The 12,751-nt window shown below is 63.7% G+C and carries 8 protein-coding genes; 2 read left to right on the forward strand and 6 right to left on the reverse strand.

Annotated features, from left to right (window positions below; translation table 11 throughout):
- Window positions 1-3: 3 nt before the first annotated feature.
- Both BJI69_RS05020 and BJI69_RS05025 read right to left on the reverse strand, forming a co-directional pair.
- The gene (locus tag BJI69_RS05020) at window positions 4-852 is read right to left on the reverse strand and encodes a hypothetical protein (RefSeq protein WP_046966893.1); all 849 of its coding nucleotides are present in this window, start codon (window positions 850-852) and stop codon (window positions 4-6) included.
- Window positions 849-2,672 carry a type IV secretory system conjugative DNA transfer family protein gene (locus tag BJI69_RS05025; RefSeq protein ID WP_078023014.1) on the reverse strand — a complete coding sequence of 608 codons (1,824 nt, stop codon included), beginning with the start codon at window positions 2,670-2,672 and terminating at the stop codon, window positions 849-851. The genes BJI69_RS05020 and BJI69_RS05025 overlap by 4 nt, the downstream gene beginning before the upstream one ends.
- 156 nt (window positions 2,673-2,828) lie before the next feature.
- Between BJI69_RS05025 and BJI69_RS22215 the strand changes: the two genes are divergently transcribed.
- The gene (locus tag BJI69_RS22215; RefSeq protein WP_125902983.1) at window positions 2,829-3,053 is read left to right on the forward strand and encodes a hypothetical protein; all 225 of its coding nucleotides are present in this window, start codon (window positions 2,829-2,831) and stop codon (window positions 3,051-3,053) included.
- A 541-nt stretch (window positions 3,054-3,594) separates the two neighbouring features.
- Here BJI69_RS22215 and BJI69_RS05035 read toward each other — a convergent pair.
- From BJI69_RS05035 to BJI69_RS05045, 3 genes are all read right to left on the reverse strand, one after another.
- Entirely contained in the window at window positions 3,595-3,927 is a 333-nt protein-coding gene (locus BJI69_RS05035) for a DUF4377 domain-containing protein (RefSeq protein WP_046966895.1), read from the reverse strand.
- A 188-nt stretch (window positions 3,928-4,115) separates the two neighbouring features.
- Window positions 4,116-6,809, reverse strand: a complete 2,694-nt coding sequence (aceE, locus tag BJI69_RS05040) for a pyruvate dehydrogenase (acetyl-transferring), homodimeric type (RefSeq protein WP_046966896.1) — start codon at window positions 6,807-6,809, stop codon at window positions 4,116-4,118.
- A gap of 253 nt (window positions 6,810-7,062) precedes the next feature.
- A complete protein-coding gene (locus tag BJI69_RS05045; RefSeq protein WP_046966897.1) occupies window positions 7,063-9,363 on the reverse strand; it encodes an NADP-dependent malic enzyme in 2,301 nt (766 codons plus the stop codon).
- 226 nt (window positions 9,364-9,589) lie between these two features.
- Between BJI69_RS05045 and BJI69_RS05050 the strand changes: the two genes are divergently transcribed.
- On the forward strand, window positions 9,590-11,458 hold the full coding sequence (locus BJI69_RS05050; protein ID WP_162200969.1) for a reprolysin-like metallopeptidase: 1,869 nt from the start codon (window positions 9,590-9,592) through the stop codon (window positions 11,456-11,458).
- A gap of 9 nt (window positions 11,459-11,467) precedes the next feature.
- Here BJI69_RS05050 and BJI69_RS05055 read toward each other — a convergent pair whose 3' ends face one another.
- On the reverse strand, window positions 11,468-12,748 hold the full coding sequence (locus BJI69_RS05055; RefSeq protein WP_046966899.1) for a peptidase MATCAP family protein: 1,281 nt from the start codon (window positions 12,746-12,748) through the stop codon (window positions 11,468-11,470).
- Window positions 12,749-12,751 lie beyond the last annotated feature (3 nt).

A 12,751-nucleotide genomic window follows, 5' to 3' on the forward strand; every position in this document is an offset into this window, starting at 1 on the left:
CAATCAGAACTTTTTCGAGTAAGCGACGACAGGATCGTGCCGAAAATTTGAGTGCTCTCGACCCGGATATCTCGGTTTAAGCAGAGAGATCCATGCCTTCATGTAGATGTGTATAGACCGATCTTCCACCACAAGAATGATGTCGGGTGTGCCGGAGTACGGAACGAGATCGACGTCTCTGACGTCAAGATCATCTGGGTAGAGAATCAGGCGTGATTCGAAAATATGGCCGAGATCGATCGTTTCGTCGTGGTCATCGCCATCTTTTGATGTCCAGATAACTCTCGCCACTGACGGAAGATCGAGTCTCGCCCAGTGACTGCCAAGATTGGCGCGGTCGCGCTCAGTGAACGGCCCTCTTGGACCGCCGTCGTTCACTATGTAAGTATTGCCGTAGAGAACACGACACCTAAGTGTTTCGTAGCACCTGGCATCGAAGCCATGATCGTAGAACGGAATTTTCAGCACGCCGTCTTCGACTTTCGACTTCATGTGCCACGACTTGATTCCCGAATGACAACCACTTGTGACTGTCAGGGCCGCTACCATAGCCAGGCGCTTGATATCCATCTTTTCGTTCTCCGTTATCTGGCCGACAAGCGTTTCGCCGTTCGAAAATCTCACGGGTAGATCTGGCTTCCGCCTGATCTCCCGTGGAATGCCACCGGGCGGCGACGGACCGAGTGCATGCCACGTCCGTGTATTGACGGTCTCGAGGTCACGCAACAACTGAATGTCGTAGTGGCGATCTGCTGTGGTTAACTTACGCACAGCCCTTAGCGACGACGGGCGCGCGCCTTCGTCCTCGTCAAACGCATCACGCTCGGTCGCGCCTCGTATCGACACAGTCACGCGGCACACGCTCGTTGAGGCCTTTCAGCGAACGGATTCGAACCCTTCGGTGTTCCGGACGTCGTGCTATCCGCCGAATCCGAAGACACTGTCGTCTCGCGCCGAACAAGCACAGGCGCGACGCCCGCACGCTCCTTGAACATCCTGTCCTTGAAGAACCAGTTTTTCCTTGCGCGGATGGGCTTGCAGCCTTCATAGAAGATCAACTCTTCGTCGCCCGGCAGCTCCTTGATCTCCTGGGGCAGAAGCAAGGCGCGGCGCTCTTCGGTGTGGCTCGTCGATACCTGGCGCGAACCGTTTCCGTGACTGGTATTTCGGTGCTCCTTGCGGACGGTTTTGAAGCCAAGCATCTCGCTGTACTGGTTGGCGTCACTCTGCTCCCGCGGCGCGAAGACGATCTGCGCACCGTGGTTGGTGATGAAGTTCTCGGCGTCGTGATCGCCGTAGGCGGCACGGAGCTGGGCGCGACTCTGCACGATGCAGAGGTCGCGTACGCCGTAGCTGGCGGAGATGGAGATGCGCTTTGCCCAGACATCGACCCGACCCATGGCGGTGAACTCGTCCATAAGCATCAGCATCTGGTATTTGAGTTCGGGCTCCTCGCCGAGCTGCTTGCCGAGGTTGTTGCCAATCACGGTGCTGAAGAAAATATTCAGCAGCTTTGCACTCTCGTCGAGCTTGTTCGTCGGGATGATGACGTACAGCGTGGTCAGCTTCTTACGGAAACTCGTGACATCGATGTCGCTCGCGTTGGTGGCCGCCGCGAGGATCGGGCTGAGGAATTGCTGCAACGGTGCCTGCATGGAGGCGATGACGGATGAGAATGTCTGCTCCGCCAGGCCCGCAAGGTTGCCGAAGACCGTCCGGGTCTGTGGTGTGATGAAGGCGTACGTCGCGCTGTTCAGAAGTTCGTCGAGCAACGACTTCGTACCGTTCATGTCCTCCCCGCTAGAGAAACGGAGCACGCGCTCGAAGCTCGGGTAATCGGAAGACGCGTTGATGTTCGGCTTGTCCTGCGCACCCGCGATACAGCACGTCACCTTCTGGTCCCAGCGCTCGAACAGGAATGACGTGAAGGCTGTAAACGCCGCACGGCTCTGCGACGTCCAGAACGGGTCCCCGCCCGGCTGGTCCGGGTAAAGAATGGCCGAGAGGGTCTGGATCTCGCCGATGCGCTTGTCCGGACTCATGCCCGCGAGGGTGGTCATTGGATTGAAGCGATGCGTGTGGCCGTTCTCGTCGTACGGCGCCCACACACGAATGTCCTGACCCAGGGCCTCGCGCCAGCCGCTGGTCGCCTTGTGGAGCTCGCCCTTGAGGTCGAGCACCACCATCGACTGCTCATACGACAACAACACGGGGATGGCGACGCTCGTCGTCTTACCCGAGCGCGTCGGACTGATGGTGATGACGTGCTGCGCGCCGCCGAACCACAGGTAGCGGCCCTTGTACTTGCCCATGAGGATGCTCTGCGAGGTCTGCTTGAGCAGCCCGGCCTTCTTCAGGTCGGACATCGTCGCGAAGCGCGCGTCGCCGTGTGTCGACTCCGGCTTCGACCTCAGTGCAGGGACGAGAAGGCATAGCCACGTCAGCAACGGAACACCGAAACCGAACGCCCCGCAGAGTTTGATTTTCAACACGTAAGGGGCGACTTGCGGCAGATCGAGCGCGCGAAAGTATTCCCAATACGTCGTCATACCCAATGGAACACTGTCGAGTCTCAGCGCCCACAGCGTCAGATAACCCGCCAGATACTCGCCACCCAATGCCGCGAGCGCGCCGAGGACCAACAGAGCGATTGCCTTCATCTTGCCGTTCATGCGCTCGTGTTCCGTCACGCCAAAGTTGGACAACAAGCATGCAATAGATGACAAACAAAGCGGAGCGGCGCTGGCGTATTGAGCGCATTTTTCCGATTTCTTCTATTCGCACCGCCCTCTGCTCTCACGCGCCGCTCGCTCCCACGACATCCGCGCATGCGCATCTGCCGTGCACTGCAGCCCCATACGCGTCAGCGCCGCAATGGCGTCGAGCCCGAGCGACATGCGCTGACAGTCAACTGCCTCGGCTTCGTGGACGAGTTCTGCGAGCAACTGCGTGAGACCTCGGGCGTATTGCAGCCACTCGGTGGCTTCGTTCAGCAGATTGTGAGAATCGACGTAGGGGTCGGCTCGACAATTCGTGCAGGTTGTAGTCGATGAGTTCATGGTGTGCTCGCAACTGAAAGGGCAGCGCGCGTCCAAGGTGCGGCACGCCACGCACAGCGCAGCGTGCCGCGGGTGAAACACGGACTCGCGGGTTCATCGGCGGCCCGAGACCGGGCGCCGGGTGGCGTGCTTCGACGAAGTAGGTAGCGGCGTCAGCCCTGGTCGCGAACCCACGCAGCTACGCGCCGGGTAGGACGGCCAAGAAAAACCTCAGGGAAACGACTGTCGCCGCCGTTCGTCAGGCGTGTCTGCCGTGTCGGCGGACATCCCGGTAACCGGTGGGGGTGTCGCCGAGGGGATTCGGCGGGCGAGCGGGTGCCGTATGATGTGACATAGTCAAATCAGCTCCGTACAAGTTGGTTTGATCAGCGGCTCGGGAGTGTTCTAGCACTCTCGGGCCGCGCTTCTCACCGCATCGAGCGATGGTTGCCTGCGACGTGTTTCGAATCGACAACGCAGGCAACGAAGCGACCGTATCAAATCAACTTGCAGTTGTCTGTAGTCGCGCAGCGCGACTCACACCGCTGGATGCGATTTACGGCACCGGATGCTGTTCGACAATCTTGTCGACATGCCACGTCACCGGCGACACATCGGCCGGCACGTTCTTCGCGTGCACCTCGGTGATCTTCACCAGGTATTCGTTACCCGCCTTCCAGTCCAGACCTTCGACCGGCGCGTAGTTGATCTGCCAGGCATCCTTCGGCGTTTCGCGGTACTGCAGGCACTCGGTCTTCATGACGCCGTTCGTGCAAGGCACCTTGGCGCCGGCGATATACAGCAGTCGCGAGCGGGAGCCGTGGTCGGAAGGCGTGGTCGCGCAGGCGGCGAGGGAGAGGATGGAGGCAGCGAGAAGAGCGAGGCGCATGGCAGGAATCCCGGGTCGTATGCCTTGGAGAAATACCAGCTTCGGGGTGGCAATGCCATGGACGGGATGTGACGTTGGGGGGGGGCAGGTATTGGCTAGCACCCTTTTCGCCGATGAATCGGCTCCTACAAGGGCACCGCTCAACAAAAAAGGGGCCGGATTGCTCCGGCCCCTTCGTTTGCTCGCTATCAGGCGTACAGCGGGTTCGGCTTGTCGACGTCCAGCTTGTATTCCTTGATGGCGCGGCTCACGTCCTTCGCGTTGACCTTGCCGTCCTTCGCGAGGGCGGCCAGGGCGGCGTGGGCGATCCAGTAGCGATCGACCTCGAAGTGGCTGCGCAGGTTCGCACGCGAGTCGCTGCGACCGTAGCCGTCCGTGCCCAGCACCGTGTAGCGCATGCCATCGGGCATGAACGCACGGACCTGGTCGGCGAACTCACGAACGTAGTCGGTCGCGGCGATCGCCGGGCCCTGACGCTCACCGAGCAGGCCGGTGATGTACGGCACGCGCTGCGTGGCTTCCGGGTGCAGGCGGTTCCAGCGCTCGGCGTCGAAGCCTTCGCGGCGGACTTCCGAGAAGCTCGGCACCGACCAGATATCCGACGACACGCCGAAATCCTTCTCCAGCAGCTCGGCCGCGGCGATGACTTCGCGCAGGATCGTGCCCGAACCAAGCAGCTGCACGCGCGTCTCGTTCTTCTTCGCCTTGCCACCGTCCTTGAACAGGTACATGCCCTTGACGATGCCTTCCTCGCTGCCCTTCGGCAGGTCGGGGTGGGCATAGTTCTCGTTCATCACGGTGATGTAGTAGTACACATCCTCCTGCTCCTGCATCATCCGGCGCGTGCCGTCCTGCAGGATGACCGCCAGCTCATACGAGAAGGTCGGATCGTAGGAGATGACGTTCGGGATCGCGCCGGAGAGCAGGTGCGAATGGCCGTCTTCGTGCTGCAGGCCTTCACCGTTGAGCGTGGTGCGGCCGGCGGTGCCACCGATGAGGAAGCCGCGCGCGCGCATGTCGCCCGCTGCCCAGCAGAGGTCGCCGATGCGCTGGAAACCGAACATCGAGTAGTAGATGAAGAACGGCAGCATCGCGACATTGCTGATGCTGTAGCTCGTCGCCGCCGCCAGCCAGGCGCTCATGCCGCCGGCCTCGCTGATACCTTCCTGGAGGACCTGGCCCTTCTGGTCTTCGCGGTAGTACAGCAGCTGGTCGGCATCCTGCGGACGGTACTTCTGACCGAACGGCGCATAGATGCCGATCTGGCGGAACATGCCTTCCATGCCGAAGGTGCGGGCTTCGTCGGCGACGATCGGCACCACGCGCGGGCCGAGCTCCTTGTCACGCAGCATGAGGTTCATGCCGCGGACGAGGGCCATCGTCGTCGAGATCTCGCGCTCGCCCGTGCCCTTGGTGATCTGCTCGAAGGCTTCGAGCGTGGGCGCGGTGAACGACTGATCCGACTTGCGACGACGCTGCGGCAGCGAACCGCCGAGTGCACGACGGCGCTCGAGCATGTACTGCACTTCTTCCGAGTCCTTGCCCGGATGGTAGTACGGCACTTCCTCGAGCTTGTCGTCGGGGATGGGGATGTTGAAGCGGTCGCGGAAGGCGCGGATCGCGTCCGTGTCCATCTTCTTCTGGTTGTGCGCCGGGTTCTGCGACTCGCCGGCCGCGCCCATGCCATAGCCCTTCACCGTCTTGGCGAGGACTACGGTCGGCATGCCCTTGGTGTTCACGGCCGCGTGGTAGGCCGCATAGACCTTGTGCGGATCGTGACCGCCGCGGTTGAGGCGCCAGATGTCGTCGTCGGACATGTTGGCGACCAGCGCTGCGGTTTCCGGGTACTTGCCGAAGAACTTCTCGCGCGTGTATGCGCCGCCGAAGGCCTTGCAGGCCTGGTACTCGCCGTCGACCGTTTCCATCATCAGCTGGCGCAGCTTGCCCGTGGTGTCGCGGGCGAGGAGCGGATCCCAGTAGCTGCCCCAGGCGACCTTGATCGCGTTCCAGCCAGCACCACGGAAGACGCCTTCCAGTTCCTGGATGATCTTGCCGTTGCCGCGGACCGGGCCGTCGAGGCGCTGCAGGTTGCAGTTGATGACGAAGATGAGGTTGTCGAGGCCTTCGCGGCCGGCGAGCGAGATCGCACCCAGCGACTCCGGCTCGTCCGACTCGCCGTCGCCCATGAAGCACCAGATCTTGCGATCGGACTTCGGAATGAGGCCGCGGTGCTCGAGGTACTTCCAGAACTGCGCCTGGTAGATCGCCTGGATCGGGCCCAGGCCCATCGACACGGTCGGTACCTGCCAGTAGTCCGGCATCAGGTACGGATGCGGGTACGAGGAGAGACCCTTGCCCTTGCCTTCCACTTCCATGCGGAAGAGGTCGAGCTGTTCTTCGGTGATGCGGCCTTCGAGGAACGAACGCGCGTAGACGCCCGGCGCGGAATGGCCCTGGTGGAACACCAGGTCGCCCGGATGCTCGGCGCTCGGAGCGCGCCAGAAGTGGTTGAAGCCGACGTCATACAGCGTCGCCGAGGAGGCGAAGCTGGAGATGTGGCCGCCGAGGTCGCCTGGCTTACGGTTGGCGCGCACGACGGTGGCCAGTGCATTCCAGCGGATCAGCGAGCGGATGCGCCACTCGATCGCGGCGTTACCCGGGCTGCGCGCTTCCATGTGCGGCGGGATGGTGTTGACGTACTCGGTCGTCGGGTCGAACGGCAGGTAGCCGCCCGAGCGACGGGTGGAGTCGACCATCCGCTCGAGCAGAAAGTGCGCGCGCTCGGTGCCATCGTGATTGATGACGGCGTTGAGCGACTCGACCCATTCACGGGTTTCGGTGGGGTCGAGGTCCTGGTTCAGGATATCGTCGATCTGGTCCATGGATGCTCCGCTCGCGCCTAGCGCGCGCTTCATGAGGTCTGGGAAGCCCGCTGGGGTGGCGGGAAAACCTTTCCATGATACCGCGAAGTTTTCACATACGCGGCGGTATGGGGGTTTATCTCGTTCTAAATTGTTTTGTAGCGGGGGTTTCGTACCTGGCCCGGCTGACGCCGGGATCGCCGCTGAAGCGGCTCCCACATGGCGTTTGTGTGGGAGCCAATTTATCGGCGAAGCGGCGCAAAGCGCCGCCCGATCAATCGTTTACGACCGTACGGGGCTTACCTGCCCGGATCTGTGCCTCGACGCAGGCCACCGCGGTCATGTTGACGACCCGACGCACCGTCGCCTGCGGCGTCAGAATGTGGGCCGGCTTGGCCACGCCCATCAGGATGGGGCCGATGACCACGCCGTCGCACAGCACGCGGATCATGTTGTAGGCCGTGTTGGCGGCATCCAGGTTGGGGAAGACGAAGACATTGGCCTTACCTTCCAGGCGCGAGTTCGGGAAGATCTTCTCGCGCAGTTCCGGGGTGAGGGCCACGTCGGCCTGCATTTCGCCTTCCACCTCGAGGCGCGGCGCCTTTTCGCGGATCAGGCGCAGGGCTTCACGCATCTTCTTCGAGCTGCGCGTCTCCCGGCCACCGAAATTGGAGTTCGACAGCAGGGCGATCTTCGGCTGGATGCCGAACAGCTTCAGGCGGAGCGAGGCCTGCAGGGTCGCCTCGGCGATCTGCTCGGCGGTCGGATCGTCCTGCACATAGGTATCGAGGAAGAAGAAGGTGCCCTTCTCCGTCGAGACCGCGGCCATGGCGGATGCTTCGGCAATGCCTTCATCCAGGCCGATGATGTCCGTGATGTAGTCGAGCTTGCTGTGATAGGTGCCGACCAGGCCGCAGATCATCGCGTCGGCTTCGCCCCGCTCCACCATCAGCGCGGCGATCACGGTCGGACGCGAGCGGACCACGGCTTTCGCCGACGCCGGCGTAACGCCACGGCGCTCCATGATCGAGTGATAGAGGCGCCAGTAATCCTCGAAGCGCGGATCCGAGTGGATGTTGCACATCTCGAAGTCCACGCCCGGCTTCAGCCGCAGACCGGCGCGCGCGATGCGGCGCTCGATGACATCGGGACGGCCGACCAGGATCGGCCGGGCCAGGCCTTCGTCGACCACGGTCTGCACGGCGCGCAGCGTGGTTTCTTCTTCGCCTTCGGCATAGACCACGCGCTTCGGATCGGCCTTGGCACGATCGAACACCGGCTTCATCAGCAGGCCCGTGCGGAACACGAAACTGGTGAGCTGGTCGATGTAGGCCGGGAAGTCCGTGATCGGACGCTCCGCCACGCCGGAATCCATCGCCGCCTGGGCGATCGCCGGCGGCAACTGGATCAGCAGGCGCGGATCGAACGGCTGCGGAATGAGGTATTCGGGGCCGAAGCTCGGCGGCTTGCCGCCGTAAGCACGCGCACTGACATCGGACGCTTCGCGTCGCGCCAGCTCGGCGATGGCCTTTACGCAGGCTACCTTCATCTGTTCGTTGATGACCGAGGCGCCCACGTCCAGCGCGCCGCGGAACAGATACGGGAAACAGAGGGCGTTGTTGACCTGGTTCGGGTAATCCGAACGGCCGGTGGCCATGATGCAGTCCGGACGAACCGCCTTGGCGTCTTCGGGCAGGATCTCCGGGTTCGGGTTGGCCAGCGCGAAGATGATCGGACGGTCGGCCATGGTCGCGACCATTTCCGGCTTGAGGATGCCGCCCGCCGACAGGCCCAGGAAGATGTCCGCGCCGACGACGATCTCGGCCAGCGTGCGCTTGTCGGTGTCGCGTGCGTAGCGCTGCTTGTCCGGGTCCAGGTCGGTGCGACCGGTGTGCAGCACACCGTCGCGATCGAAGGCGAGGATGTTTTCGCGCTTCAGGCCGAGCGTTACCAGCATGTCGACGCAGGAGATGCCTGCGGCGCCCATGCCGGTAGTGGCGAGCTTGACGTCTTCGATCTTCTTGCCGGTGACCAGCAACGCGTTGATGACCGCCGCACCGACGATGATCGCCGTGCCATGCTGGTCGTCATGGAAAACGGGGATCTTCATCCGCTCGCGCAGTTTGCGCTCGACGATGAAGCACTCCGGCGCCTTGATGTCTTCGAGGTTGATGCCGCCGAAGGTCGGCTCGAGGCTGGCGATGATGTCGACCAGCTTGTCCGGGTCGCTCTCGTTGATCTCGATGTCGAACACATCGATACCGGCGAACTTCTGGAACAGGACGCCCTTGCCTTCCATCACCGGCTTGCTTGCCAGGGCGCCGATATTGCCCAGGCCCAGCACGGCCGTACCGTTGGTGATCACTGCGACCAGGTTGGAGCGCGCGGTCAACTCAGCGGCCTGCCTCGGGTCGGCGACGATCGCGTCGCACGCCGCGGCGACGCCGGGCGAATAGGCCAGGGAAAGATCGCGCTGGGTCAGCAGCGACGTCGTCGGAGTGACCTTGATCTTGCCCGGACGGGGAAGGCGGTGGTACTCGAGCGCGGCTTGCCGCAGTTCCTCGGAGATGGCCATGGGGTCCTGTGGGAGCTGGATGGAATGGGGACGAGGGAGCGGGCCCGAAGCCGCGCTACAAGGCGTCGATGTTAGCACCGCCATGGCGATTCGCCCGACCCGGGGTGTGTTGCATTGCGACATCCAGTGATATGAAAAGGCTACATATCAGCCATGCGGATCCCGGCAGATGTGCCGCGCGGACGCGCCTACCGTCGACGGTCCTTCCTGGTCGTCGAGCGTCGTCATGTCACGTTTCGTCATCGTTACCGCCCTGGTGGGCGGCCTTTTCCCATTGGCATCGCAAGCGATCGAGGTTATCGATGAGCCGGCGTTGCGCCGCAGCCTGCTCCGCCTACCCCAGGACGCCAGCCGCAGCACCGAGGTGGACCTCCCCACCGGCATCGCCACGTCATCGCGCTTCCGCGTACGCGACTCGGGCACGCTTCCGCCGTCCCTGGCCGCCCGGTTTCCGGGCCTGCGAAGCTTTCGGGGAAGCGATGCGGAAGGGCGCACCGTGCGACTGGACCTCTCGATCGCGGGCGTGAGAGCCAGTGTTCGCCATGGCGCGACGGAATGGCTGGTTCGCCCCGGCGTGCCGGCCGCGGCCACATCGGCCGACACGCCGACCCGCGCAGCGGTCGCCACCACCACGGCACCGGACATGGCCGCGCAAGATGCCGCGCGCATGGCGACGATGACCCGGGCGCGTACCGGCGGCGGCGTGCGCTACGACTTCCGTCTGGCAGTCGCCGCGGACAGCCGCTATGCCGCTCGATTCGGCGGCACGGTCGAAGGCGCCCTCGGCGAGATCGTGCATGCGGTGAACCGAGTGAACGAAGTCTTCGAAACGGATGTGGGCGTGCACTTCACCCTCGTCGAGGACAACGACAGGATCATCCGCGCCAACCCGCGACGCGACCCTTACCGTCGCATGGACCCGGGTCCGGCCACCGTGCAGTTGATCGACCGCGAGATCGGCAAGGGCAACTACGACATCGGCCACGCCGTGACGACCTTGTTCGGCGGAGAAAGCCATGTCGGAACCTCATGCAGCGACGATCGGCGTGCCGACTTCTTCGCCACGCACAAGGCGGCTGCCTGGAGCGGTCATGTCCATCCCGAAAGCGAACCTTATGCCATCGGCTTCATGATTCACGTGCTCGGGCGACAACTTGGCGCGTGGCCGACGGCTAACGGTTGCGGTCGCCCGACACTCGGGGATCGCGCCGTGGAACCCGGCGGCGGAAGTACGGCGATGGGCTACGCACCCTCGGGTTGCGGGGGCGTCGCGCAGCAGTTGCAGGAGCATTCCGACCTGTATTTCCATGCCGTCAACATCGCGCAGATGCAGGCCTGGCTTGGCTCGCGCGGCGGGCGATGTGCGGCCAAGCGCATCAATCCCGTTGCGGCGCCATGGATCGACCCCGAACCCTTTGCCGACGAGAAAGTCATACCGGCACGAACACCCTTCATGCTCGACGCATCAGTGGAGCCCGGAGCCCACGGCACGCACCTCACGTATGCGTGGGAACAGATGGATGCCGGCGAGGCGCAGAAGGGCGAGCTGGCCGACCGCGGCAACGGTCCCCTGTTCCGCTCGTTCGCACCGACACCCTTCGCCACACGCAGCTTTCCAGCGATGGTCGCCGTGCTCGGCCACGACTTGGCCGCACCGGGCGAAACGCTGCCGACCACCTCGCGCCTCCTCGATTTCCGCCTTACCGTCAGGGACAACGGGGGTGACGACGCGACGGTGGCCAGTGCCGATACCCGGGTGCGCGTCATCGACACAGGCCGCCCCTTCGCCGTGCTGTCGCCCACGGCAGGGACACGTAGCGTGGGCGGACAGGCGCTCCGTCTGGAATGGGATGTCGCCGGCACCGCGGAGGCGCCGATCGACTGTCACTTCCTCGAGATCGACCTTTCCGTCGATGGCGGTCACACGTGGTTGCCCGACCCCGTGGCGATGGACGAACGAAACGACGGCGAAGCCGACATCGTGCTTCCGGCCATCGCGACGAAGACGGATCATGCGCGACTTCGCGTGCGCTGCGATTGGCGACCGTTCTTCGCCGTGTCGCCCGGCGACTTCACAATCACGCCAGGCCCATAACCCACGACATTACAGGCCGAGGGAAATTTCCTCGGCTTCGACGCCGGCCATGTGGATGTGGTTGACGAACAAGGAGAACGCCAGCTTCCCGGCCAGGCCATGCACGTGCTGCATCCACGGCGGCAGGTATCGCGGTGCCACGATGTCGCCGCTGGTAAAATGGGCCTCGAGGCTCATCACGTCATGCAGGGCGAGCTTCCCGGCGAACAGGTTGCGCAGCAGATCGAGACGACGCTGGCGCAGAGCCCAGCGAAAGAACGTGTGCACTGCCAGCAGGCCACTGAGGTAGACATTGTCCTTGGCGAAGGCCGAACCGCCGGTCAGCGGCACGCCGCGGAAGACACGCTGTGCCGAATGAAAGCTGTCCGCGACGTTCTGCCCGCACTCGCGGAAATAGCGGAACACCTCGACGAAGTCGGCACCGTTGAGCGCCATGTCGATCGCCAGGATGCGCAGACTGATGCGTTTGAGTCGGGAAATATCGATCGCCCCCGACATCAGCTCGGCGAACACGGCCAGGCCCTCCTGCGTCGCGGTGACCCGCGGCGAGGTGCGGGCCAGCGAGGCGAGCACCGGCTGTTCGCGGCCGTTGAGCGCCGTGAGCGAATGAACGAAGGCTTCATGCGCCAACAGCTGGTGGCGATCGTATTCGGTGAAGTGGATGCCACCGCGCAGGCGGATACGCGTCGCACCTGCCGCCGCCTTGGCGGTGAGTTCGGGGTCCACTTCCACCGAAATGATGCCGGGCGAGAAGAAGGCGTCGAGCATCTCGGTCATGTCCCGGCGCAGCTCTTCCGCCGGAATGGTCCCCGTCGCGTCCTCGGTTTCCAGGTCGGCGCCCAGTTCGTCCGCGAGGTCGACGAAGTATCGAGCCGCGTCGAGGTTGCTGCGATTGCTGCCCGGAATGGCGTCGCCCGGCTTGCCGTAGAGCGCCACCGACGCGGTGGTCACGCCGTCAGTCCCGGCGGCATCCAGCATTTCCGTGGCCACGCGCCAGGATTCGGCGGTTCGGCGCAGGTATTCGGCGATCGGATGGTCTTCGCAGACCTCCCGCTCGATCGCTTCCAGCTCGGCGCGGGTGCCACCCAGGTCCGGTGGCCGATAGCGGATATCCGGCAGGGAAAGCCGCCCGGCGCCGAATTCGGCTATCAGGCGCTCTTCGACCGAGGCCGGCCAGGACACCGTCGGCAGAATGCGGATGGCCCTGACGGCCGCCAGCAGGCGCTGATCCAGCGCCGCGTAGCGCCGCATGTCCGGGGTGAGATGAGGCGGGAGGACGTGGGCGTGCATGGG

Origin of the sequence: Luteibacter rhizovicinus DSM 16549 (genome assembly GCF_001887595.1) — a bacterium.
In the GTDB taxonomy this organism is placed as follows: domain Bacteria; phylum Pseudomonadota; class Gammaproteobacteria; order Xanthomonadales; family Rhodanobacteraceae; genus Luteibacter; species Luteibacter rhizovicinus.

Excerpts from the sequence above, each read along its gene's own strand:
- BJI69_RS05050 (WP_162200969.1), top strand. The coding sequence starts at position 9,590 with ATGTCACGTTTCGTCATCGTTACCGCCCTGGTGGGCGGCCTTTTCCCA.
- BJI69_RS05045 (WP_046966897.1), bottom strand. The coding sequence starts at position 9,363 with ATGGCCATCTCCGAGGAACTGCGGCAAGCCGCGCTCGAGTACCACCGC.
- BJI69_RS05055 (WP_046966899.1), bottom strand. The coding sequence starts at position 12,748 with ATGCACGCCCACGTCCTCCCGCCTCATCTCACCCCGGACATGCGGCGC.
- BJI69_RS22215 (WP_125902983.1), top strand. The coding sequence starts at position 2,829 with ATGCGCATCTGCCGTGCACTGCAGCCCCATACGCGTCAGCGCCGCAAT.
- BJI69_RS05035 (WP_046966895.1), bottom strand. The coding sequence starts at position 3,927 with ATGCGCCTCGCTCTTCTCGCTGCCTCCATCCTCTCCCTCGCCGCCTGC.
- aceE (WP_046966896.1), bottom strand. The coding sequence starts at position 6,809 with ATGGACCAGATCGACGATATCCTGAACCAGGACCTCGACCCCACCGAA.
- BJI69_RS05025 (WP_078023014.1), bottom strand. The coding sequence starts at position 2,672 with ATGAACGGCAAGATGAAGGCAATCGCTCTGTTGGTCCTCGGCGCGCTC.